General features: G+C 66.1%; 21 protein-coding genes. 13 read left to right on the plus strand and 8 right to left on the minus strand.

Features of this window, described 5'->3' with window-relative positions:
* Positions 1-79: 79 nt before the first annotated feature.
* From JHB91_RS01285 to JHB91_RS14070, 7 genes are all read left to right on the plus strand, one after another.
* A complete protein-coding gene (locus JHB91_RS01285) occupies positions 80-2,212 on the plus strand; it encodes a C1 family peptidase (RefSeq protein WP_199470892.1) in 2,133 nt (710 codons plus the stop codon).
* A gap of 126 nt (positions 2,213-2,338) precedes the next feature.
* The gene (locus JHB91_RS01290) at positions 2,339-2,914 is read left to right on the plus strand and encodes a biliverdin-producing heme oxygenase (protein ID WP_199470894.1); all 576 of its coding nucleotides are present in this window, start codon (positions 2,339-2,341) and stop codon (positions 2,912-2,914) included.
* Entirely contained in the window at positions 2,911-4,602 is a 1,692-nt protein-coding gene (locus JHB91_RS01295) for a GAF domain-containing protein (protein WP_199470895.1), read from the plus strand. Before JHB91_RS01290 ends, JHB91_RS01295 begins: the two co-directional genes overlap by 4 nt.
* Before the next feature lie 83 nt (positions 4,603-4,685).
* Positions 4,686-8,267: a methylmalonyl-CoA mutase family protein gene (locus JHB91_RS01300; RefSeq protein ID WP_199472612.1), complete on the plus strand. Its 3,582-nt coding sequence runs from the start codon at positions 4,686-4,688 to the stop codon at positions 8,265-8,267.
* 69 nt (positions 8,268-8,336) lie between these two features.
* Entirely contained in the window at positions 8,337-9,659 is a 1,323-nt protein-coding gene (locus JHB91_RS01305; protein ID WP_343225036.1) for an NAD(P)/FAD-dependent oxidoreductase, read from the plus strand.
* A 384-nt stretch (positions 9,660-10,043) separates the two neighbouring features.
* The gene (locus JHB91_RS01310; RefSeq protein ID WP_199470897.1) at positions 10,044-10,661 is read left to right on the plus strand and encodes a hypothetical protein; all 618 of its coding nucleotides are present in this window, start codon (positions 10,044-10,046) and stop codon (positions 10,659-10,661) included.
* Complete coding sequence (locus tag JHB91_RS14070) at positions 10,658-11,671, plus strand: ATP-binding protein (RefSeq protein ID WP_199470899.1); 1,014 nt, start codon at positions 10,658-10,660, stop codon at positions 11,669-11,671. The genes JHB91_RS01310 and JHB91_RS14070 overlap by 4 nt, the downstream gene beginning before the upstream one ends.
* 238 nt (positions 11,672-11,909) lie before the next feature.
* Here the strand turns inward: JHB91_RS14070 and JHB91_RS01320 are convergent, their stop codons facing one another.
* A complete protein-coding gene (locus JHB91_RS01320; protein WP_343225080.1) occupies positions 11,910-15,062 on the minus strand; it encodes a DUF3427 domain-containing protein in 3,153 nt (1,050 codons plus the stop codon).
* A 90-nt stretch (positions 15,063-15,152) separates the two neighbouring features.
* Between JHB91_RS01320 and JHB91_RS01325 the strand changes: the two genes are divergently transcribed.
* Together JHB91_RS01325 and JHB91_RS01330 are read left to right on the plus strand one after the other, a co-directional pair.
* A complete protein-coding gene (locus JHB91_RS01325; protein WP_199470901.1) occupies positions 15,153-15,521 on the plus strand; it encodes a hypothetical protein in 369 nt (122 codons plus the stop codon).
* Positions 15,522-15,621: 100 nt separating this feature from the next.
* The gene (locus JHB91_RS01330; protein ID WP_199470903.1) at positions 15,622-16,347 is read left to right on the plus strand and encodes a phospholipase D family protein; all 726 of its coding nucleotides are present in this window, start codon (positions 15,622-15,624) and stop codon (positions 16,345-16,347) included.
* A 62-nt stretch (positions 16,348-16,409) separates the two neighbouring features.
* Here the strand turns inward: JHB91_RS01330 and JHB91_RS01335 are convergent, their stop codons facing one another.
* On the minus strand, positions 16,410-17,204 hold the full coding sequence (locus tag JHB91_RS01335; RefSeq protein WP_199470905.1) for a restriction endonuclease: 795 nt from the start codon (positions 17,202-17,204) through the stop codon (positions 16,410-16,412).
* A gap of 34 nt (positions 17,205-17,238) precedes the next feature.
* On the minus strand, positions 17,239-17,763 hold the full coding sequence (locus JHB91_RS01340) for a hypothetical protein (RefSeq protein WP_199470907.1): 525 nt from the start codon (positions 17,761-17,763) through the stop codon (positions 17,239-17,241).
* A gap of 185 nt (positions 17,764-17,948) precedes the next feature.
* Between JHB91_RS01340 and JHB91_RS01345 the strand changes: the two genes are divergently transcribed.
* Entirely contained in the window at positions 17,949-18,692 is a 744-nt protein-coding gene (locus JHB91_RS01345; RefSeq protein WP_199470908.1) for a hypothetical protein, read from the plus strand.
* 74 nt (positions 18,693-18,766) lie between these two features.
* On the plus strand, positions 18,767-19,093 hold the full coding sequence (locus JHB91_RS01350) for a hypothetical protein (protein WP_199470910.1): 327 nt from the start codon (positions 18,767-18,769) through the stop codon (positions 19,091-19,093).
* Positions 19,094-19,099: 6 nt separating this feature from the next.
* On the opposite strand, the gene JHB91_RS01355 is transcribed toward JHB91_RS01350, so the two are convergent.
* The gene (locus tag JHB91_RS01355) at positions 19,100-19,543 is read right to left on the minus strand and encodes a VOC family protein (protein WP_199470912.1); all 444 of its coding nucleotides are present in this window, start codon (positions 19,541-19,543) and stop codon (positions 19,100-19,102) included.
* Between the two features lie 146 nt (positions 19,544-19,689).
* On the opposite strand from JHB91_RS01355, the gene JHB91_RS01360 reads away from it, so the two are divergent.
* Entirely contained in the window at positions 19,690-20,058 is a 369-nt protein-coding gene (locus tag JHB91_RS01360) for an STAS/SEC14 domain-containing protein (protein ID WP_199470913.1), read from the plus strand.
* 25 nt (positions 20,059-20,083) lie between these two features.
* On the opposite strand, the gene JHB91_RS01365 is transcribed toward JHB91_RS01360, so the two are convergent.
* The 4 genes from JHB91_RS01365 to JHB91_RS01380 all read right to left on the minus strand — a co-directional run bounded on the left by JHB91_RS01365 (position 20,084) and on the right by JHB91_RS01380 (position 23,419).
* On the minus strand, positions 20,084-20,527 hold the full coding sequence (locus tag JHB91_RS01365; protein WP_199470915.1) for an FKBP-type peptidyl-prolyl cis-trans isomerase: 444 nt from the start codon (positions 20,525-20,527) through the stop codon (positions 20,084-20,086).
* A gap of 15 nt (positions 20,528-20,542) precedes the next feature.
* Positions 20,543-20,962: an RcnB family protein gene (locus JHB91_RS01370; RefSeq protein ID WP_199470918.1), complete on the minus strand. Its 420-nt coding sequence runs from the start codon at positions 20,960-20,962 to the stop codon at positions 20,543-20,545.
* A 104-nt stretch (positions 20,963-21,066) separates the two neighbouring features.
* Positions 21,067-22,017, minus strand: coding sequence for a TerC family protein (locus JHB91_RS01375; RefSeq protein ID WP_199470920.1), 951 nt, complete (start codon positions 22,015-22,017; stop codon positions 21,067-21,069).
* A gap of 244 nt (positions 22,018-22,261) precedes the next feature.
* Entirely contained in the window at positions 22,262-23,419 is a 1,158-nt protein-coding gene (locus JHB91_RS01380; protein ID WP_199470922.1) for a beta-eliminating lyase-related protein, read from the minus strand.
* A 179-nt stretch (positions 23,420-23,598) separates the two neighbouring features.
* Here JHB91_RS01380 and JHB91_RS01385 point away from each other — a divergent pair, with 179 nt between their 5' ends.
* A complete protein-coding gene (locus JHB91_RS01385) occupies positions 23,599-24,066 on the plus strand; it encodes a nuclear transport factor 2 family protein (RefSeq protein WP_199470924.1) in 468 nt (155 codons plus the stop codon).
* The last annotated feature ends 11 nt before the right edge of the window (positions 24,067-24,077 follow it).

The following is a 24,077-nucleotide window of genomic DNA, read 5'->3' on the forward strand; positions in this document are numbered from 1 at the left end:
CTCGAACGTGGATGCCGCGCACAGCCGCGGCCGCGCGACTGTAGCCGCCGCGTAGTCCCCCCAGCAAGGAGAGACGAGCATGGCCACACGTCGCAGCACGCCGCGCACCGCGGAAGGACCCGTCACCGCAACGCCACCGCTGGCCGTGCTGCAGCCCGGCACCGGCACGCGGTTGTTCGATGCGCGGCCCGATACCGCCGACTTCCGCGACCGCATGTTCGAACCCACGCTGGTTGACGTGCCCACCGAAGCACCGCTCGATGACCACCTCGCGCTTGGCGTGCCGGTGCTCGACCAGGGCGTGGACGGCGCCTGCACCGCGTTCGGCCTGGCCACCGTGGCGCATACGCTCTTGCGCCGCCGCCGACCGCAGCCCGAAGCCGCGCAGATCAGCGCGCGCATGTTCTACGACATGGCGCGCCGCTACGACGAGTGGGACGGCGAGGGCTACGCCGGCTCCAGCTGCCGCGGCGCCATGAAGGCCTGGCACCGCCACGGCGTATGCGCCGAGGAGCTGTGGCCGTACCGCCCCGGCATCGCCATCGAGCCATATACAGAGGAACGCGCGCGCGACGCCCTGCGCAATCCGATGGGCGCCTACGCCCGCGTCAACCACAAGGACCTGGTGGCCATGCACGCCGCGTTCGGCGAGGTGCGCGTGCTGTACGCCTCGTGCGCCGTGCACGCGGGCTGGCAGGCGCCGCCGAAGGATGGCCACATCGCCTGGAAGCGGCAGGAGGTCATCGGCTACCACGCGTTCGCGATCGTCGGCTACGACCGCGGCGGGTTCTGGATCCAGAACGCCTGGGGCACCGGCTGGGGTCGTGGCGGTTTCGGCCGCATCAGCTACGACGAATGGCTGGAGCACGGCACCGATGTCTGGGTGGCGCGGCTGGCGGTGCCGGTCGAGCTGGAACGCGCCGGCTCGGCCGCGGTCAGCAACTCGCTGCTCGGCCGGCAGTCGGTGGGCTACGCGCAGGCCGACCTGCGCCCGCACATCGTGAGCCTTGGCAACAACGGCGCGCTGCGCTGCGACGGCCGCTTCGCCTGCACCCAGGACGACGTGCGCAACATCGTGCGCCGCGACATGCGCGCCATCACCGCCGGCTGGAAGAAGAAACGCGTGCTGCTGTACGCGCACGGCGGGCTGGTGCCGGAGGATGCCGCCATCCAGCGCGTCGCCGACTACCGCGAGGCGATGCTGGCGCAGGAGATCTACCCGCTGTCCTTCATCTGGAAGACCGACCTGTGGACCACGCTCGGCAACATCCTGAAAGACGCCGCGCGCCCGCGCAGCGAGGGCATCGTCGACAAGGCCAAGGACCTGCTGCTCGATCGGCTCGATGACACGGTCGAGCCACTCGCGCGCGCGATCGGTGGCCGCGCGGTGTGGGACGAGATGAAGGAGAACGCCACGCTGGCCACCACCGCGGTGCGCGCCGCGCCCGGCGGTGGCGTGGTGGAACACGGCGGCGCCGCGCAAGTCGCGCGCCTGGTCGATGAGTGGCGGCGCGAGGACGCCAAGGTCGAGATCCACATCGCCGCGCACAGCGCCGGCAGCATCCTGATGGCGCCGCTGCTGCAGCTGCTCACGCGCCCCGGGCAGATCATCGGCGGCCCGGCCCACGGCATGCTCGGCATGGGCGGGCGCGTGGCCAGCGTGTCGCTGTGGGCGCCGGCGATCGACATGGACAGCTTCATCCAGGCCTACGTGCCGGCCATCTCTTCGCGCGCGGTGGCGCGCGCATCGCTTACCACGCTCACCGACAGCGCCGAGCAGGACGACCACTGCATGCGCCTGTACAACAAGTCGCTGCTGTACCTGGTGGCCCGCGCGCTGGAAAAGCAGCCGCGCAGCTGGATCGACCAGCGCCTGCGCCAGGGCACGCCGATCGCCGGCATGGCGCGCTTCATCGCCGCACGCGAGCCCGCCGACCAGGCCTGGGGCCATGAACGCGTAACCAAGCTGATCGAAGCCGGCCGCCTCGCGTGGGTGCAGGCACCCAACGACCGGCCGCTGGGCGATCCGGGCGCGTCGCGTGCGTCCACGCACGGCGGTTTCGATGACGATCCGGCCACGCTGCAGGCGCTGATTTCATTCATCCTCGGCCGTGCCACGGCACCTGCCGGAATCGCCCTGCACCGCACCAGCGCTGACATGAGCGCGCGGCGTGAGCGTGCGCGCGACGCGCTATCCGAGTCATCTACATGAACGAGGGCCCGGTTCGCGCGGTTTACGTCGTCGCGCAGCGGGTGATTAGATGGCGGCCATCGCGCCTGGGTGGCGCGCGTGAAGTGAGGCTGGGCGATGCAGGGAGCCGGACAGGAGGTGCGCCCGATGGGCGCCGATGAGACGCGACACGCGGGCGCGCTGCATGAAGTGCGCGCCGCCACCCGTGCCACGCATGAAGCGCTGGACGCCGCGCTGCCCGACGGGTTGCACGGTGTCGATGACTACACGCGCTACCTCGGCGCGCTGCTGCCGCTCGCGCAGTGGCTGGCCGACAGCTGGTCGCCGGCATGGCCGGAAGAACTCGCCTGCTGGTATGACAGCGAGCGCGTCGACTGCCTGCGCGCCGACCTGGCCGCGCTCGACGCGCCCGCCTCCGGCAGCGCGATGGCCAGCGCGGCGACGCCCGCCGAATGGCTCGGCGGCTGCTATGTGATGGAAGGCTCCGCACTCGGCGCGCGGGTGCTGTCGCGCCACGTCGACGCGCTGGTCAACGAGCGCCCGGAAGTCGCCGACGCCCGGCAGTTCATGCGCCACCTCGGGCGCGATCCCAAGCGCTGGCGCTGCTTCGCAGGCCGCCTCGATGCGCTGCCGGCCGATGCCGTGGCCGATGCCGTGCGCGGCGCGCGCCGCGGCTTCGCGATGGTCTACCGCAATCTCGTGCCGCATGGAGTGCCCGCATGAACGTCGATCCCGCCCTGCAACGCGCACTGGATGCCTGCGCCGAAGAACCCATCCACGTCATCGGCGCCATCCAGCCGCCCGGCGTGCTGCTGGTGTTCCGCCGCAGCGACCACGGCATCGTCGCCGCGTCCGCCAACGCGGTGGATCTGTTCGAAGTCGACGGCATCAACGCATTGCTCGGCCAGCCGGTGGAGACGCTGCTCGACAGCGGCCCGCTGGGCGCGATCGAGGCGGTGCTGGCGCGCGGCGTGGGCGGGCTGTCGCAGTTCGCCGGCATCATCAACGTCGGGCCGATGGGTGCGATGCACGAGGTGTCCACGCATGCCATGGGCGACCTGGTGCACCTCGAGCTGCAGCCCTCGGGCCAGGCCCCGCCGCTGGAAGGCGGACACATGGCGGTCAGCGGCCTGGACGATGCCTCCGCAGGCCAGGAGTTCCTGCCCGCGGTGGCGCGCAAGGTGCAGGCGCTGTCGGGTTACGGGCGGGTGATGGTCTACCGCTTCCTCGCCGACCACAGCGGCGAGGTGGTGGCCGAGGCGCTGGCGGGCGACATGGCGTCGTATGCCGACCTGCGCTTCCCGGCATCGGACATCCCGCCGCAGGCGCGCGCGCTGTACGTGCGCAACCGCCTGCGGGTGATCGCCGACACCAGCTGCACGCCGGTGCCGGTGCACCAGCTGCCGTCGCTGGGTGAGCCGCTGGACATGAGCTTCGACGTGCTGCGCGCGGTGGCGCCGGTGCACGTTGAGTATCTGCACAACATGGGCGTGGCGGCATCGATGTCGATCTCGCTGGTGGTCAACGGCAAGCTGTGGGGGCTGGTGGCGTGTCATCACGATGCGCCGCGCCCGATCGGCGCGCGCCAGCGCCAGGCGCTGGACATGGTCGGCCGCCACGTCTCGATGATCCTCGACGCCCGCGCGCTGCGCGCCCGCGCCCGCCGCGAGGACGTCATGCGCGCGCAGCGCGATGCGCTGGAAGCCCTGTTGCGCGCCGCGCCGTTGCCGTCCGAGGCACTGCTGGAGCATCTGGATGTGCTGCAGGGCGCGGTGCGTGCCGATGGCGTCGCCGTGCACATCGGCGGCGAGCTGCGCAGCCATGGCGTGGTGCCCGATGCGGCCGGCCTGGAGGCGGCACTGCAGTGGGCGCGCGCCCAGGGCCGCCGCGGCCCGGCGTCCACGCGGGCCTGCAGCGACTGGACCAGCGCCGGCATGACCGGCGCCTGCGGCCTGTTCAGCACGCCGCTGGGCGAGGGCGCGGACGACTGGCTGCTGCTGTTCCGTTCCGAGCAGCGCGAAACCGTGCGCTGGGCCGGGCGCCCGGACCACCCGTTCCAGGTGGATCCCGACGGCGGCAAGATCGGCCCGCGCACCAGCTTCGAAGCCTGGGAGCAGCAGGTCGTCGGCACGGCGGCGCCGTGGACCGACCGCGATGCCGAATTGGCGCACCACCTGTGCCTGGTGATCGAGCGCCACCTGGTGGCCGCGCCATCGCTGCCGCGCCCCGCGGACGCGCTGATGGACGAACGCCTGGTGAGCCACGAGGCCCGCGACCTGGCCGCGCGCCTGCTGCGCCTCGCGGAACTGCTGTCCAGCGCACGCACCCGCCGCGCACGCCTGCAGCGCCTGAACGCGCTGCTGCTGCAGATGGAAGAAGAGCTGGGCGCGCTGGCCGACGTCGAGGAATAGCGCGCCGGCCGGTCCGTTCGGCAGTCGTGGAGGCCCGGGCTACAATCGGGCGGTTCCCCACGAACCGCATGGACCTGCCCCCGATGAGCGTTCCCGCCAGCCAGCACTTCCCGACCGCGCAGTCTGAAACCAGTCCGCTGCGGTTCGTCACCGCCGCCAGCCTGTTCGACGGCCACGACGCCGCCATCAACATCATGCGGCGGCTGATCCAGGCGCAGGGCGCGGAGGTGATCCACCTCGGCCACAACCGCTCGGTGGAAGACGTGGTGCGCGCCGCGCTGCAGGAAGACGCCGACGCCATCGCCCTGTCCAGCTACCAGGGCGGGCACGTCGAGTACATGAAGTACATGGTCGACATGCTGCGCGAGCACGGCGCCGGCCACATCCGCGTGGTCGCCGGCGGCGGCGGCACCATCACCCCGGAGGAGATCCGCGAGCTGCAGGACTACGGCGTCGAGCGCATCTACCACCCCAACGACGGCATGAAACTGGGCCTGGTGGAGATGATCGAGGACGTGGTGGCCCGCGTCGGCGCCGCCCGCGAGCAGCGCGGCCAGGCGCACCTGCCGCCGGCGGACGACGTGGTCGCCCGCATCGGCCCGTCGCGGGTCGATCCCGACCAGGTGGCCATCGGCCACACGCTGTCGGCAATCGAAGCCGGCACCTACGGAGAGGCCGAGCTCACTGCGCTGCGCAAGCACTGGGCCGTGGGCACGCACGCACCGGTGATCGGCATCACCGGCACCGGCGGCGCCGGCAAGTCGTCGGTCACCGATGAGCTGCTGAACCGCTTCCTGTCGAGCTTCCCGGACATCCGCATCGCGGTGGTTTCGGTGGACCCCACGCGCCGCCGCACCGGTGGCGCGCTGCTCGGCGACCGCATCCGCATGAACTCGCTGCGCTCGCACCGGGTGTACATGCGCTCCATGGCCACGCGCCGGCAGAACGTGGCCACCAACGCCGTGCTCAAGGACTGCATCGCCTACCTGCGCGGTCTGGGCTTTGGCCTGGTGATCGTGGAGACCGCCGGCATCGGCCAGTCGGACTCGGAGATCGTCGACATGGTCGACTTCCCGATGTACGTCATGACGTCGGACTACGGCGCGGCCAGCCAGCTCGAGAAGATCGACATGATCGACTTCGCCGAGCTGATCGTGCTCAACAAGTACGACAAGCGCGGTGCGGAGGACGCCCTGCGCGACATCCGCAAGCAGTGGAAGCGCAACCGCGTGGCGTTCAAGACCGCCGACGAGGACGTGCCGGTCTATCCCACCATCGCCAGCCAGTTCAACGACCCCGGCATCAGCTGGATGTTCGCCAACCTGTGCCGCCTGCTGCGCGAGAAGCTGTCGCTGCCGGCGGAGCGCTGGACCCCGACCCTCGACACCACGCTGAAGGAGCCGCGGGCGACGGTGCTGATTCCGGGGGCGCGGGTGCGGTATCTCGCCGAGATCGCCGAGCAGGGCAGGGCGATCAACGCCAGCATCGAGAAGCAGGCGGAGGCGGCGGATCGGGCGCAGGCGTTCTGGCAGTCGCTGCATGAGCTGGGTGATCCGGCGCTGCCGGCTGCGCTGGATCTTTACGGCATGAACGACGTTGTCTCGCGAAGGCGCGAAGACGCGAAGGAGGGCGATGCGGGGGTGGTGGACCGGAGTCTCCTGACGCTGCGCCAGCGCTACAACGACGCGCTGCAGTCGCTCACCCCGGATTCGCTGAACCTGCTGCGCGCCTGGCCGCAGCGCCTGAAGTCGATCACCGATGAAGTCACCGAATACGAAGTGCGTGGCAAGGCGATCCGCGTCGAGAACTACCGCGAGTCCCTGAGCCACCAGAAGATCCCCAAGATCGCCGCGCCCACCTACAAGAGCTGGGGCGAGCTGCTGACGTTCCTGGGCAAGGAGAACCTGCCGGGCAGCTACCCCTACACCGGCGGCGTGTACCCGTACCGCCGCACCGGCGAGGACCCGATCCGCATGTTCGCCGGCGAAGGCACGCCCGAGCGCACCAACCGCCGCTTCCATTACCTCTCCGTCGGCCAGCCCGCCGCGCGCCTGTCCACCGCCTTCGACTCGGTCACGCTGTACGGAGAAGACCCCGCGCCGCGCCCGGACATCTACGGCAAGATCGGCAACTCCGGCGTCAACGTGCCCACGCTTGACGACATGAAGAAGCTGTACTCCGGCTTCGACCTGTGCGCGCCCACCACCAGCGTGTCGATGACCATCAACGGCCCCGCGCCGATGATCCTGGCGATGTTCATGAACTGCGCCGTCGACCAGCAGGTGGAGAAGTACCTGAAGGCCGACCCCGCGCGCTGGGCCGCCGCCGAACAGACGCTCGCCAAGCGCTTTGAAGGCAAGCAGCGCCCGGTCTATTACGGTGACCTGCCGCCGACCAACGACGGCCTGGGCCTGGGCCTGCTGGGCGTGACCGGCAACGAGATGGTGGATGCGGAGACCTACGCCCGCATCAAGGCGGAAACGCTCAAGACCGTGCGTGGCACCGTGCAGGCCGACATCCTGAAAGAGGACCAGGCGCAGAACACCTGCATCTTCAGCACCGAGTTCGCGCTGCGCATGATGGGCGACATCCAGCAGTACTTCGTCGACAACGGCGTGCGCAACTTCTACTCGGTGTCTATCTCCGGGTATCACATTGCCGAAGCCGGGGCGAACCCGATCAGCCAGCTGGCATTTACGCTTTCCAACGGCTTCACCATCGTCGAGTACTACCTGGCGCGCGGCATGAAGATCGACGACTTCGCGCCCAACCTGTCGTTCTTCTTCTCCAACGGCATGGACCCCGAGTACACCGTGATCGGCCGCGTGGCCCGCCGCATCTGGGCACGCGCCATGCGCGAGCGCTACGGCGCCAACGAACGCAGCCAGATGATGAAGTACCACATCCAGACCAGCGGCCGCAGCCTGCACGCGCAGGAGATCCAGTTCAACGACATCCGCACCACGCTGCAGGCGCTGTACGCCCTGTTCGACAACTGCAACTCCCTGCACACCAACGCCTACGACGAAGCCATCACCACGCCCACCGAAGAGAGCGTGCGCCGCGCCGTGGCCATCCAGATGATCATCAACAAGGAGCTGGGGCTCAACTTCAACGAGAACCCCTGGCAGGGCAGCTTTGCCGTCGACTACCTGACCGGCATGGTGGAAGAGGCCGTGTACAAGGAGTTCGAAGCCATCAGCGAGCGCGGCGGCGTGCTGGGCGCCATGGACACCATGTACCAGCGCGGCAAGATCCAGGAAGAGAGCCTGTACTACGAGCACAAAAAGCACGACGGCAGCCTGCCGCTGGTGGGCGTGAACACGTTCCTGCCGAAGGAACACGCAGGCGAGATCGCCACCGAGATCGAACTGATCCGCAGCACGGAAGAAGAGAAGGGCCAGCAGATCGCCAACGTGGAGCTGTGGCAGCAGGGGCGCAACGCCCTGGCGCCGGCCGGTGAAACGTCACACGCGCATCAGGCCGCGGCGGATGAGGAGCCTGCGATGGTGCATGACGGCCATGGCCTCGCCTACCTTCAGAACACGGCGCGGGAGAGGCGCAATGTGTTCGAGGCGTTGATGGAGGCGGTGAAGACGCATAGCCTGGGGCAGATCAGCCATGCGCTTTATGATGTGGGTGGGGAATACAGGCGAAACATGTAACCGCGCAGATGATGCCGCCGCCCGCGCGGCGGCATCGGCAAGGAACGCGTAGTCACTCCGGGGGGAGCCGTGGCGAACGTACGACCAAACATCGGGCCGCTTACGGAGGCGGCCGCGGCGCCTGCGCGCCGCCTGCGGATCGCGATCGTTGGTTATGGCACCGGCGGCCAGGCGTGCGCGCTTCTGCTGTCCAACGATGGCCACGAGGTCACGGTATTCGAGCGCGCCGCCGCGCCCGGGCCGGTGGGCGCGGGCTTCCTGCTGCAGCCCGTCGGGCTGGCGGTGCTGTGGCAGATGGGGCTGTTGCCGCAGGTGCTGGCGCATGGCGCCGTGGTCACGCGCCTGTATGGCGAGACCGCGGCCGGCCGGCCGGTGATGGACATGCGCTATGGCGACCTGGACGCGCGCTACTTCGGGCTCGGCCTGCAGCGCGGCGCGCTCTTCAGCGTGCTGGACGCGGCGTGGCAGGCGGGCCGGCAGCTCCATGACGACTGCACCATCGTCGACGTCGATGCCGAGGCCGGCAAGCTCACCGACGCGCGCGGCGTGCGGCACGCCGGCTACGACCTGGTGATCGTGGCCGACGGCGCGGCCTCGCGCCTGCGCGGCAAGGTCACGCCCGCGCGCCTCAACCGGCCTTATGCCTGGGGTGCGCAGTGGTGCCTGGTGGAGCAGGGCGCGTGGGCGTGGCCCGCCGAACTGCAACAACGCTACGTCGGCGCGCGCCGCATGGCCGGGATGTTGCCGGTGGGCACGCGCCCGGGCGACCCGGTGCCGCGCCTCAGCTTCTTCTGGAGCATGCCTGTGTCGGCGCTGGACGGCGATGCCTCGGCGCGCCAATGGCGCGGCGAACTCCAAGCCCTGTGGCCCGATGCCGCCGCGCGCCTGCAGGCCACCGATGTGCCGGACGGTTTAGCCATGGCGCGTTATCGAGACGCGGTGCACGCGCGCTGGTCACGCGGCCGCGCCGTATTACTGGGTGACGCTGCGCACGCCATGAGTCCCCAGCTCGGTCAAGGCGTCAACATGGCGCTGCTTGATGCGCGTGCCCTTCGCGACGCGTTGCGCCGGGAAGCCGCGGTGCCGGCTGCGCTTGCCGCCTACGAGCGCGAGCGGCGCGCACACGTCGGTATCTATCACTTCTGGAGCCGCTGGCTTACGCCGATGTTCCAGTCGGAGCGGGACCGTGTCGCCTCGCTGCGCGACCTGGTGTTCCATCCGCTGTCGCGGGTGCCGGGTGGGCGTGGGCAGATGTTGCGGGTTCTGAGTGGGACGCGGCGGGGGTGGCTTGGATCTTTCGCGTTGCCGGCGGGGTTTCTCGATGCGATTTCTAACGAATGCAGCGAGAGCACGGTCGGAGCCACGCCATCGAGCGTGCGGGGTGTGCTCTGAAAACGGTGGCAGGGGGAACGCGCCGGCGAGATCGCCACCGAGATCGAACTGATCCGCAGCGCGGAAGAAGAGAAGGGCCAGCAAATCGTCAACGTGGAGTTGTGGCAGCGGAGGCGCAACGCCCTGGCGCCGGCTGGTGAGACGTCACACGCGCATCAGGCGGCAGCGGATGAGGAGCCTGCGATGGTGCATGACGGGCATGGCATGGCGTACCTTCTGAACACGGCGCGGGAGAGGCGCAATGTGTTTGAGGCGCTGATGGAGGCGGTGAAGACGCATAGCTTGGGGCAGATAAGTCGTGCGCTTTATGATGTGGGTGGGGAGTATCGGCGGAATACGTAAGGGCGCTCCTTAACGAGGAGATCACGATAATCGGGAGGCTAAATGGAAGGAAGTTTGGGGGGCTGGGCCAGTATCGTCTCGATTGCGGCGGGACTCTTAGCGATCGCGGGGTCACTTGCAGGGCGCGGCTATTGGCGAAGGCGCACAAGCCGTGGTGCAGCTGAGTCGTCGCAGGGGGGAAGCAATAACTCCCAGAGTGTCGTGGTCAACGTAGGTGCTCCGTCGGCGACAGATGACACGTCGGAATCCAGGGATGCGATCCGCACCATGACAGTGCCTGAGCTCAAGAGAGCGATCAGGATTCTATTCATCGACGACGATCGCGGGTTTAAGATCGTCGGCATACTGAAGAAAATGGGGTGGGAGTATGTTCGCATCGTCACTGACGTTAGCTCGCTAGAGCAATCTGCGATCACTGAGGCTGATGTGATATTTGTCGACATACAGGGGGTCGGCAAGAAAATGCATTACGCTGATGAAGGGTTAGGCCTTGCGCTGGCTATAAAGCGCCGACATCAGAACAAGAAGGTGATCATCTATTCTGCTCAGGAAGTTGGTGCTCGCTTCCATGAGGCGCTCCAGGAGGCAGATTATTCGTTGCCTAAAACGGCTGAACCGGTTCGCTTCGAAGACACCATTGTACGAGTGCTCCAGAAGTGAAAGAGGTCTATGCCCGGTTCGCACTGTGGTCCGAGCTCCGAGTGGAACCCTTGATAAACACTCTGGGGCCGTATTTTGACGAGATTCCTGTCGATCCAATTGATGGTTCGTCAGTTGAGGTTATTCGGGGGAAGAAGGCGAGAGTCGCGCGGCGATCAATCGCAGGATTTCGTGCCGTATCTCTCTCGTTCGATCCGGATAGAGTAAGGAGCAAGAGAATCCTGGACCAGGAGCTTCACGTTGTTCTGAGTGCTGCATCAGCGATATATGCCGGCACCGTGCGGGCCGAAGCTCGGGCGAAGCGCCTGATCCACAACCTTAAGACGCTCACTGCAAAAACTTCACAAGAGATATTTTTGGTTTTTCAGCAAAATCGAATGCTCGACGCGCCGAAGGAAGTAGTTGAGTACCTGTCTGCTGAGGTTCTAAAGTTCCCACAAGAGACGGCGAAGGCCGTAGTTGAAGTGCTGAAGCATCAGTCGGCTCAGAAGGCAGAATATTCCGCGTTCGAGAAGCTCGCTGGGAATATCCAGTCTATTAAGCCTGAAGCGCACGAGGTGCATCGGGTGCTCATGAATGTCTTTTACTTGTTCTTTGCAGATTTCTTGGACAAGAAGGTGTGGGTTAATGTAGAGCCTACAAGAGTTCAGGGGCTTTTTGATTACGATGCTATTCACGCGTGCATCTATTATCTAGTGGATAACGCTGCCAAGTACTGCAGTCCATCAACCAGGCTTGAAGTTTCCGTCAGTGTCAAGGATGCGCTCGTGGATATTAGCTTCGAGATGGAGAGCTTGTTCATCCCTGCTGGGGAGCAGGACATCATTTTTGAAGAGGGAATCTCTGGATCGGTAGCCTCAAAGAAGGACCTTCACGGTGCCGGGCTCGGCCTGTTCCTGGCTCGTGAAATGGCCAGGTTGAACGGCGGGCGGCTCAATTTGTTGGCAGGAAGGGTTGCGAGAGGGGACTATTCACGAAACACGTTTGTGCTCACTCTGCCCTGCGCATAGGCGGTTGAAATCGAACAGACGCGTGGTTCGTGTGCAAACTGATGGCACCCCCGGCTGATCCAGGTCTAATGGCGGGACGTATCGATTGGGAACACTTCGCAATCGATGCGGGTACCGAGGTGCCGCATGTGTGGCTTGGCGTTCGATGTGCGATGCGGTGACGCGAGTTCCCGGTGCGCGCTGTTGGAGCCTGCGAATTTCTATCACGATGCTCCTACGATCACACGTGTGTTCGGGGCTAGCTGACTGCAGCAGCGAACTTCGTATAGAGGTCGCCGGACAGAGAATGCTCAAGACTCCATGTGATCGCCATCGGGCGCTCCCCCTCGCTGGAGACGAAGTGGGCGGGGCCGAGCAGCCAGAAGGCTCGGTCGTCGGTGGTCAGCCGCGCGAAGGGCAGCACGTGGGTCCCCTGTGCCTTGTGCGTTTGGTAGCGACGGCCAGTCGGACTCGCCTCCCGGATCGTCGACTGACTCTCCCAGTGCAGCAGTGAGGGACTGATCGCGTAATCCCGATAGCGGGTCGTCGGCGAGAAGTGCTCGCTGGTCTTGTCCAAGGTGAACGCCAGCAGGTCGACACGGTGCGGCTCAAGCCATCGCGAGCCTTCGCGCCATTCCGCCAGCCTGAGGTCTTGCCCATTGCCGAAGGCGGCAAGAATCTCTCGTCGCGTATAGCGGGCATGGATCTGTAGCGGTACGTCCGGGTGCGATGGCAGCGCCGAGTGCAAATGGTCAATGCGCCGCTCCAGCACATCCATGAGTTGCCCCAGCTCTACAACGACCTGCGTATGGCTCCAGATCAGCGCGAGCGCCTCATCCAGGCTATCTGGGGCACCTGGGATAGATTCGGTGAGAACGGCGGCCAACATGTGAGCCAGACGGCGGTTCAGCAGATCCGCCTCCTCGATCTTCGGAGCCTGGTTCCGCTCGGTCCAAGCACGGTAGGCGCCAATCCGCTGCTGATCATCGACGTGCAGGAGGCGCCCAAGTGCGCGCCGCAGGATGGCTTCGTGCGGACCTGCGACCGCAGTAGGCAAGCCACCGGCCTCGAGCAGGTCTGACCAGCAATGCTGGCCGGCATAGATGTCCTCAAGGCTGAGTCCGGAAGCGTCAAGGAAGCGGGTGAGGGTAATCTCGCGATCGCCCTCCGCGATGCGACTGAGCTCTCGCGCCTTCTCCGGCCAGCGCGTGGGCAGGCTCTCCCGGATGTTGTCCACCACCAGCTTGCTGGCGACGGGGTCCAGCTGCATGTGGCAGCCGCTGGGCAGGAACGGGAACTCGCCTTCGATCTGCTGTACTAGCTTCTGACGACCTCCGGGCAGCAACGCACCAAACCAACGTTGGAACTGGAATTCCTTGCGGTGATGCCCAATGAAGTCGACGACTGTGCACATCGACTTGTTCGGCTCACGGCGCAGGCCGCGACCGAGCTGCTGCAAGAAGATGGTGGCGCTGTCAGTTGGCCGCAGCATGATAAGGGTGTCGACAGTGGGGATATCGACTCCCTCGTTGAACAGATCCACCGAGAACAGCACTCGCAGCCGCCCCGCGCCAAGATCAGCCAAGGACTGGCGGCGGACCTCGTCAGGGGTGTCCGACCAGATCGCCTTGGACGGAAGACCGGCAGCGTTGAATTGCTGTGCCATGAATTGCGCATGCGCGATCGACACGCAAAACCCCAGCGCACGCATCTGCCCCGCATCGGGGACGATGCGCACCACGTTGGCTATGATGCGGCGCGCCAGCACATGGTCCGCTGTTAGCAGGGTGGTCAGCTCCGAGAGGTCGTAGCCGCGGCCCCGACGCCAGGAGACGGTGCTGTAGTCGACGCCATCGGCGACGCCGAAGTAGGAGAACGGGCACAGCCGATGTTGGTCGATTGCATCCCACAGCCGAAGCTCGGCGGCGATTCGGCCATCGAACCATTGCAGGATCGGCAAGCCGTCTGCGCGCTCCGGCGTCGCGGTGAGCCCAAGCAGCTCGCGTGGCGTCAGGTGATGCAAGAGCGCGTCGTACGTCTTGGCGGCCGCGTGGTGGAACTCGTCAACAATCACGACATCGAAATGGTCCGCCGGAAGCTTATTGACACCGGATGCACTCAAGCTGGCCACTGACGCGAACACGTGCTCAAACATCCGCGGCTTGTCGCCGCCTACCCACAGCTCGCCGAAGGCAGCATCGCGAAGCGCATGGCGAAACGTCCGCAGCGCCTGGTCGAGGATCTCCTGTCGATGTGCAACGAAGAGCAGGCGTGCGCGAGGCAGTCGGGCACGAAGCCGGACGTAATCCAGAGCCGACATGACGGTCTTGCCGGTGCCGGTGGCAGCGACCAGCAGGTTCCGGTGGCGGCCCTGAAAGCGCGCTAGCTCAAGCTGCTCAAGGAGGCGAGCTTGGAACGGCTCGGGCCGGATCTCCACAGGGCTGAGGTAGACGCGTGGACCGCTGGGTGCTGTCTGCGTCAGTTCGTGAAATTCGCCGGCGTCATACGGGCGGAAGTCCGAGTTGTTCCAGTAGCTCTCGAAGACCGCGTTGAACTTGTCGATCACGTCCGGGTTGCGCGCGCCGGAGACGCGAACGTTCCACTCAAGGCCGGTGACTTGGGCGGAGTGCGTCAGGTTGGATGAGCCGATGTATGCGGTCGAGTAGCCACTGTGGCGATGGAACAACCACGCCTTCGCGTGCAGGCGGGTCATGGTGGTGTCGTACGACACTCGGATCTCGGCGCCCAACTCGCGTAGTGCATCGAGGGCGGCGCCTTCTGTTGAATTGGTGTAAGTCGTCGTAAGCAACCGGAGCGTCTTGCCGTCTTCGACGTGGCGGCGGAGCCGGTCCAGTAGCGGGCGGATGCCTGTCTGCCTGACGAAGGCCATGAGCACATCGATCCGATCAGCGGAGGCGACTTCCGTGCCGAGCTGAAAGCCGATCCGTGGTTCGCCGGGGGCGTTGGTCAGCAGAGTTGTGTCGAGTAGGGGTGTGGCGGGAAGCGACACGGGTGGCGGCGTCCCGTCTGGCAACAGCCCGCTGATGGCGCGAAGCACATCGCCTGCGGTAGCAGGAGCATCGCCGACGTCGACACCCTTGCCATCAACTTCGAGGATACCGACGAGTCGCCGTGCAATCTCGAGGCCGACGGCTGCCCGGTGCCGAGTCTCCAATCCACCGATCGCGCGCCGGATCAGCGTTGCAAGATGAAGTGCTATGCGGTCAGGTGCCTCTTCAGGATGGAGCGGCGAGCGATGCACGTGATGCGCCGCCCCAACTTTGCCAAGTTCCTGTTCGAGCGTCTGTGTGACAAGTTGCTCGAACAGTCCGCGCGGTAGTCCTGCCATTCCTATCCCCTGATTTTGCTGGGACCAGGATAGCGTCGGATTGCTGATGAACGGAGTCTGCACGTTCAAGCGCTGGGACTTGCTTAGCCATCGCAGGTAATGAGACCCGCCGTTCCTACCCTCTAAGCCCATCCAATGGTGGAAAGTGACGACATGGACTGCACCTCCAGCATCTTCGAGTACATGTACCGAGACGGTGGCAACTTCAAGACATTAGGGCGCTTGCGGCTCTCGGGCGCCGACGCGGGCGCCGAGGCGACCATGCGGTCCTGCCTTGAGTGGAGCAACCAGTTCGTCGCGGAGCAGGTCGGGATTCCTTCGCTCTGCCGCGAGCACTGGGAGTCGGTAGGTGAGGGACCTTCAGAGCTTGATCACGCCTATCACGAGTTCGCCGGTCTCTCGGCGGCAACCAGTGACGATTCGGCGTTGCCTGTCTGGGGCGCACTCGAAACGCTCATCGCCCGCATGAAGGCGGCTTCGCGCCAGTGGGATGTGCGGTTGTCGCCGAACTGCGACCTGTAGCCGGGGCGGCGTCTGCCTGGCGCCATGCAGTTCCCCATTAGCTAAGACCTTGAGGTGCGGCTGGTGGCAGAATCCCGTGGTCCCCGACCACGGAACGGCCATGGCCAAGTTTCTCAACACCAGCGCCACCAACTATTTCCTCGAAGAGCTCATCAAGGACGCCAAGGACCGGCTGATCCTCATCAGCCCGTACCTGAAACTCAACGACCGGGTGAGGGAGCTGCTGGCCGACAAGAACCGCCTCAAGATCGACGTGCGCATGGTCTATGGCAAGAGCGAGCTGCAGCCGGCCGAGATCAGCTGGCTGCGCGAGCAGACATACGTGCGCACCAGCTTCTGCAAGAACCTGCACGCCAAGTGCTATCTCAACGAGGAGCTGTGTATCGTCACCAGCCTCAACCTCTACGAGTTCAGCCAGGTCAACAACAACGAAATGGGAATCCTGATCCGACGCTCGGATGACGCGGAGCTCTATCGCGACGCCTACGAAGAAGCACAGCGGATCATCCGCATCAGCGACGAGGTCAGGATTTCGCTAGAGCGTGTGGCGAGCATCGATGTCCCGGCGGAGAAGACCGAACCTGGCAACCAAGGCGAGGCCGAGGGAGAGCCCGGCGACGCGGGCAAAGTCACATCCTCAAAGCTGGCGCGCAAGCTGGGACTCAAGACCAACGAGTTCCTGGACAAGCTGGTGGCGGGCGGTCATCTCGAGATGAAAGATGGTAAGCACCACCTCACCGAAGCCGGAAAGAGCGCGGGCGGCGAGTTCCGGTTGAGCCCGCGCTTCGGGCCGTACTTTCTCTGGCCCGAAACGTTTACTGTTTGAGCATGGCCTGCAATCTACCGCCTCCCACCGCGGGCCAGGTTCCGGCGCGAGCAGAGCGACAGTCAAGCGGGTGCTGTCCCTTTGCACTGCGGAAAGCGCGAACACCCCATGAACCGTTCGCCGGTCCGGCGGTTGTGCCGTTCGACCATCGCACCTGAGCAGCGAGGGCAGGCAAGCGCTTGGTTGGTCGCAGGAGCGCCCGTTGAATCACTTCTGTGGATGGTCGCCTGCGCCATCTGGATTCGCTCGAACAGCTCGTTCCCGGTGACCAGATAGATGTGCTTTCCCTGGGCAAAGCGCCTTGCATCGGCGGTGAAACTGCCGGCGCTCACGATGTGCACCGCATCGGCGCCGTGGTGATCGACCAGGCCCCACATTTCGCGCACGGTGGAAGCGTCGACCTGGCGGCGCTTCCATTGCTTGCACTGCACCAGCTCGCGACGGCCAGCCCTCGACAGGATGAGATCGATGCCGCCGTCTTTTCCTCCAAGTCCGTTTTCAACGACCTCGTAACCTTGGCGACGGTACGACTCTCCCACCAGCATCTCGAACTCGCGCCACGAAATGCTGGCCAGGCTGTCTAGATTCGTGCGCGTGTCATGCAGGGTGCGGCGCTGACGCGCGTTCATCCACGACGCTCCGGCTGCCAGCCAACAGGCCAGCATCACGATCCACGCCAAGGGCGCCAGCACCGCACCAATCTGTTGCCCCACAGGTCGCAGCACAGGCCCGCCGGCGGAGAGATAGGCGCCGATCCCATATCGAATGACCAGAAACGCGGCCATGCCAGCGAGTATTCCCACAGGCCATGGCCATGATGCGACCTCGTCCAGGCCGCTCTTCTTTCGACGTCCCATTGCAATCCTCCTTGTCAGGACGTAGCCGCGAACGTCAAGGCGCGTCGTTCGGCTCCGCTACCAGATCTTCATCAGCCGGCATTGCCGCCGCCGTGGCTTGAGACGCTCCGCCCGGAGTCGCGGTGCGCAGTTTGGCGGTCATCTCGGCGACCAGTTCGCTGATCACCCTGTTCTCGTCCTGGAAGCCATGGAAGGCGGAGTTCTTCCAGTCGCCGGCGACGAGCAGGTCGCCGGTGCGCGCGTCGAAGATCTTGATGGCCACGGAGTGGAGGTACATCGCGATGTCCCAACGCCAGACATCCACGTAACTCACGATGCCGTCGACTTCGCTGGACTGCCGGGTGCCCACGGGCAACGGCGCCCGCACGGTAAAGCCGTTCTGGACCAGCGCATTCCGCAGGGCCCCATCCATGGCTTCGGAGTTGCCATCGGAAGGAGCCTGGGCAATGGACAGGACGGGCGGCGGCGCGGACTTCGCCAGCAGGACGTCCTGATGGGTGGCGCAGGCAGACAGGAACAAGGCAGCCGCAATGGCGGCGCCGCGCGTGAGCAGTTTCATTCGTATTTCCCCCTGTGGAGCGAAAACTATAGGCGATCGAGGGCGCGTGGCGTACTCGGGCCATGGAGGCGAGCGGCCTTGAGAAGCGAGGTTCCAGGTCCCGGTGTGCGTGACCAGAAATGTCACCTGCTGCCGGAGCAGGTGTGCATGTGGGTCTCGGCACGGCGGACCCAGCAACGGCCGCCGTGGCACGCATCGTGCTTCTCCGTGGCCGGGGACAGGAGGAACATCGAATGGAATCTTTCACCAGCGTGGCGATGGCTGCGGCTGCAGCGATATGTGTCTTGGCCGGCTGCTCGGAAGCCGCGCAGCCTGCGCAGCCACGCCCGCAACAGGCCGGCAAACCGATGGACCCGCTGCGCACGGCCGGCCATCTGGCATCCATCCGCGGGTCCGCCCTGGTGGGCGACCAGGAGGGCGTGCACGACGGCCTGATGGCAATGCACGAGGACTTCCGCAAGGCGATCAAGCTCGCCGACCCTGCGCGCCGTGTGGACCGCGAGGCGGCACGCGCGGCGCTGCACGGGGTGGAAGGCCTGGCATCCGTCGTCTGGCTCGACCATGAAAACCTGTTCGTGCTGGTGGACCGCAATGAACTGCGCACGCAGGCCGTGATAGACGCGATCTGCATCCGGCTTGAACCGCTTGGCGACACGCTGGGCGTGGTGGTCAACCTGCAGAGCACCGCCGCCCGCACGGGTGAGGAACAGGCAACGCTCAGCCGCAATTGCCAGCTGCTGCCCGGCGATCGGGCCTTCTTGCAGCGGGAGCGACAGGTCGACGTGGTGCCCGGGCACATCCGTGCCCAGCAGCAGCGCGCGCAGGCCCAGGCCGACGCGCGGGGCGACCGCAGCCGGCAGGCGCAGGCAAGCCTGGAGATCCTGATGGAGTCGACGCCGGAACTGCCCGCCGATCCACGGAGGCAATGAGCGGCGGGCTGATGCCTCGCTGTAATCGCTTCCGGAAAACGTAATTGGTTCGTCAGTCAATCAAGGGGAAATGGATGAGTGCTCAAGTAGAAGCGGTACCGCAGCCCGCAGTGGAACAGCGTGGCATCGTCGCAAGCGTGGTCGGCTTCTTCGAGACCTTGGTAGGTCTGGTTATGGTGGCTTTGATCGTGGTTGGACTGGTTGCCTTGACGCTGACCTGGCGGACGAGCGACGTCGAGTTCATGAGCGGCGGCAAACTTCGTATTACTCAGCACACCTGGTGGGGTCTGCAGGCGGATGTCAACGTGATTCATGCCTCACCGTCCGACGGCTGGACGATCGAACGTCCGAACGAGGACAGGGTGCCGATGAAGACTCAGGCGATTCGTTTGCGGAACTGAAGGGCGTCACGAAGTACCGAGAACCGCCGTATACCGCCGCTGCATCTCCTCGGGGCTGACGGTCTCGAGATGGTGACCGATGTTCCAGCGGTGGCCGAAGGGGTCGCGGATCGCGCCGGAGCGTTCGCCGTAGAACGCATCGCTTGGCGCCATCAGCAGGGTGGCACCGGCGGCGACCGCGCGCGCGATGACGGCGTCCGCATCGTCCACGTGCAGGTGCATCGTCGCGCTGTAGCCGCCGGCCGGGTCAGGGCTTCGGATGTCGAACTCGGGAAACTCGTCGCACACCATCAGCGTGGTGCCGTCAAAGTCCAGTTCCACGTGGCCGATGCGGCCGGAGGGCTCCTGCAGGCGGAAGAGTTCGGTGGCGCCGAATACCTGGTGATAGAAATCGATGGCGGCGGTGGCGTCGGCGACACAAAGGTAGGGAAACAGTACCTGGTTACTCATGACAATCTCCCGGGTGGCGTCCGCCGACAATACGCCCTGGGCCCCGTGGTGCGGACCGCTTCCCCGCAGGCGGCCCGTTTAACCTGTCGATCCACACGCAACGTCCGGGCACGGCTCCCGCAGCCGGCATTCGACGGAGGCTCGCAATGCTTCAATTCATTCCCGGCCCCGACAACGTCATCGCGGTGTCCATCGAGCATCGGCTCACCAGCGCCGATCTCGTCGCGGTGATGGACCGGCTGGATGCCTGCCTGGCAGCGCACGACACGGTGCACGTGTTCGTGGAAACCCGTTCGCTGGATGCCATCGAGGTCTCCGGCCTGGGCGCGTACATTGCCCGGGCCATGCCTCTGTTCGGCCAGCTGCGACGCTTCGGGCGGGTCGCGGTGGTCGCCGACCAGGCTTGGGTACGCGCGGGCACGCGCATCGAGAGCGCGCTGCTGCCGTTCGTCAGCTACCGGGTGTTCAAGCCGGAGCAGCGTGATGAAGCGCTGGCCTGGGTTCGCGAAGGCTGAGCCGCGTTGCCAGGGTGGCGCGCCACTACCTCCTGATTTCCAGCAACTCCACTGCGAAGACCAGCGATGCGCCGGGCGGGATGGTCCTGCCGGCGCCCTCGGCGCCGTAGCCGAGGAACGCGGGGATATGCAGTTCCCGTGCCCCGCCAACCTGCATGCCCACCACGCCCTCGTCCCAGCCGCGGATGACCCGGCCCAGGCCGAGCTCGAACGCGAAGGGCTGGCCGCGATCGCGGGAGCTGTCGAACTTCGCGCCACGCTTGTCCGGCGCGTGCTGGTCGTAGAGCCAGCCGGTGTAGTGCACGCTGACCTCGTCACCGGCCACGGCCGCAATACCTTCGCCCGTCGTCACTTCGATGCGCTGCAGTTCGGCCACGTCACCGCCGCTGTAGGGCGGAGGGCCGCCGCAGGCGGCGAGCAGCAGCAGCACGGACAGGGTGGCGGCGTGGCGGAGCAGGCGATGGGTCATGGGATGCGGCGCCCCTCAGTCGCCCAGGATGCGCGCGACTAGTCCGGAGGCGAGTTCGATCATGTAGTAGGTGTCGTCCTGCGGATACGGGCGCACGTAGGTGTAGCCGGCCGGCGGCGCGTCCCAGCCGTAGCTGCGGTAGTCATGCACGTAGTAGCGCGGCTGCCGGTACTCGACGGGGATGTACTGGCCGCGCGCCCAGCGGCGGTACGCCTTCTCGTCTTCGCGGACGGCCTTCCTGTAGTCGCGCTCGGCTTTCTCGTAGTCCTTGCGGGCGCGCCTCTCGGCCTTCTGGCGGTCCTTCCAGTAGTCGCGCTCGGCCTTCTGGTCGTAGCGGTCATGGCGGTCATGGCGGTGGTTGTCCCGCGCTTCGACAGTACCGGCGGCGGAGACGGCAACGGTGGCGAGCGCGGCGGCGAGCAGGAGGCGTTTCATGGCAGCGACCTCATGGGGTGGACGGGATGGGTCCCATCCTGTCGGACGCAAGGTGAATGTACGGCCGACGGGCGCACGGAACTCGATCCGGGTGCAGGTAGCGGTCAGGTACGTCGAGGCGGGCGCGCCAGGCTCAGCACCACGGTGCTGGCAATGATCATGGCCACCACGGCCAGCGACCACAGCACCGGGATCTTGTACGCGTCGATCAGCAGCATCTTGGCGCCGATGAACACCAGCACCACCGCCAGGCCGTATGGCAGCAGGTGGAAGCGCTCGGCCATGCCGGCCAGCAGGAAGAACATCGCGCGCAGGCCCAGCACCGCGAACACGTTCGAGGTCAGCACGATGAAGGGGTCGGTGGTGATGGCGAAGATCGCCGGGATCGAGTCCACCGCGAAGATCACGTCGGTGATGCCGATCATCACCAGCACGATGAACAGCGGGGTGAATTTGCGACGGCTGCCGCTGCCCAGCCACAGCGCGCTGCCGTGATAGCGGCGCACGAAGGGCACATGTGCGGTGAGCCAGCGCAGCAGCGGATTGTTCTCCAGGTCGGGCTCCTTGCCCGCGGCAAACCACATCTTGACGCCGGTCAGCAGCAGGAACGCGCCGAACACGTACAGCATCCAGTGGAAGTGGGCCAGCAGCGCGGCGCCGGCGAAGATCAGGATCGCGCGCAGCACGATCGCGACGAGGATGCCGATCACCAGCACGCGCTGGCGCTGCACCTCGGGCACGGCGAAGTAGGTCATCAGCATCAGGAACACGAAGATGTTGTCGACCGCCAGCGCCTTCTCCACCAGGTAGCCGGTGAGGAACTCGAGGCCCACGCGCCGGGCCTCGTCGGGGCCGGCGGTCTGGCCGATGTACCACCACAGGGCGGCATTGAAGGCCATCGCCAGGGCCACCCAGCCCAGGCTCCACCACGTCGCTTCCTTGAACGTGACCTTGTGCGCGCCGCCATGGCGCATCAGCACCAGGTCGACCATCAGCGCGATCAGCACCAGGCCGGAGAAACCGGCCCACAACCAGGGATTGCCTATCGTTTCCATCGTGATTTCCGGGCAGGGGGAGAGGTCGGCCGCGGACGCAGGCGGCACGGAACCCTTGCTCGGAGATCCGGGGACGCACCTTCGCCATCGCGGCGAAGGTCTTGCTCACAGCCCTGTGGGCTGCCGTGGGACCGGAGCATCGCTGCTCGTAATGACGGCCTGCACGCTGGGAGCTACTCCCCTTCGGCGCGCATTGTGCGGTGCCCCGGCTGCGGCGCGCAACCCGCGTGGCCCGGGAGATCGTTCATGCGATCACAGCCGCATTGATCAGCATGCCGGCCAGGGCGTCCGCCGACACACGCAGCAGCGACGCGTTCACCTCCATCGCAAACCGGCCGGTGTCGGGGTGGCCGTGCGACAGCACAACGCCCTGCTTCGCGAGCCGTTCGCGGAACAGTTCCGGCGCGACCCCCGTCATTGTCATGAAGAACCGGCTGGTACCGCGTGGCAGCTTCTCGAACGAGAACCGGCGGTCGTCCTGCAGCAGTGCGATCAACCGGTCAGCCACCTGCCATGACTTCGCGTAGTCCTCCAGGTAGCCGTCGACGAACCGCAGTGCCACCGCGGCCTCGGGCCAGGCATGCGGCAGGGCGCCGCCAAACATGCGCCGCTGGTGGTACAGGCCCTCGATGAACGCGGCATCCCCGGCGAGGATCGCGCCCGAGGCGGCGTTGAAGTGCTTCCACAGCGAGACGTACACGGTGTCGAACAGCGCGCTGTACGCGTGGAGACTCTGGCCCGAGTGCAGTGGCAGGTTGAACATGCGCGCGCCGTCCAGGTGCAGGCGGATGCCGCGCTCGCGGGCGAGGGTGCTGGCGCGCTTGAGTGCATCGAAGTCGACCATTTCGTGATGGCGCCGACGCACCGGCGACTCGATCGCGATCACGCCGACGCGGGTCTCGACGCGGCCGCTGCTCGAGCGTGCCAGCCAGCGCTCCACCTCCTCGACGGGGAGGGTGCTGCCGCCTTCGGCCATGGGTACAAGGTTCAGCCCGCTCAGGGTCTGCGCGCAGTCGCCGCTGTCGTTGTAGAGGTGGCTTTCCGCCTGCACGAGCACGCGCCGATCATCCCCGGCGAGCTTGCGCACCGCGAGGTGGTTGGCCAGCGTTCCGGTGGGCAGGTAGATCGCGTCGTCCTTGCCTAGCAGCTTGGCGAACTTGCGTTCCAGTTGGCGGATGGCGCCGCCCTGCGAGTAGTAGTCGGGCTCGAAGCCGTCCTGCGCCACGACCTCGCCCAGCAGTGCTGCGTACTCGGCGGGGCTGAGCGCAAGCCCGTCGGACGCGAAGTTCACGCGCTTGAACAATGTCGTGGCGGCGTTTGCCGTGGCGGGTGTGCCCAGTGCGGCCAGCATCGGCGACGCGGCGGCAGCTCCACTCACGCCAAGGAAGCGGCGTCGATCCATGTGTGGTCCTCGGGGCAGGGCGTGCGGGCAGCTACGCCTGCCATGAAGCATAACCAACGCCATGACCACCTCGCCGCCACGCTGGATCGAGGGTGCGATGGCCGGCAGTTCCCTGATCGCGCGTTGCCTTTCTCTGGGCCACGCCGTGCCCGCCACCCAAGTGAGACCACTTAATGTCCATGCACACACGATGCGTGACCGGGCTGCTGCTGTGCGGATTCTTGGCCGCGAGCGGCGCCGTGCTGGCGGCGGACCCGCCCCCCGCCGGCCAGTGTTTCGTCGCGGCCATGAAGGCCGGCGATGCCGATGCCGTGGCCGCCTGCTATGTGGAAGACGGGATCATCTGGTTCCCGGGCGGGCCGATGGCACAGGGCCGGCCCGCGATCCGCGACGGGTTTGCGCACTACTTCAGCGAGCACGAGATCAAGGACGCCAGCCTGAGCCAGATGGGCGAGTCCGCCTCGGACGACACGCGTACCGCATGGGGCACCTACGCGATCACGGCCGTGCACAAGGCGACGCAGACGGCCTCGGTGGAGACCGGCCGCTATGTCGACCTGCAGAAGCTGGTCGACGGCAAGTGGCTGTACGTGGTGGACCACCCTTCCGGCGATCCGGCGCCGGTCGCGGATGACGCAACTCCGTAGCAACTTCGGAA

The organism is Luteimonas sp. MC1828 (assembly GCF_016461615.1).
Lineage (GTDB): Bacteria > Pseudomonadota > Gammaproteobacteria > Xanthomonadales > Xanthomonadaceae > Luteimonas.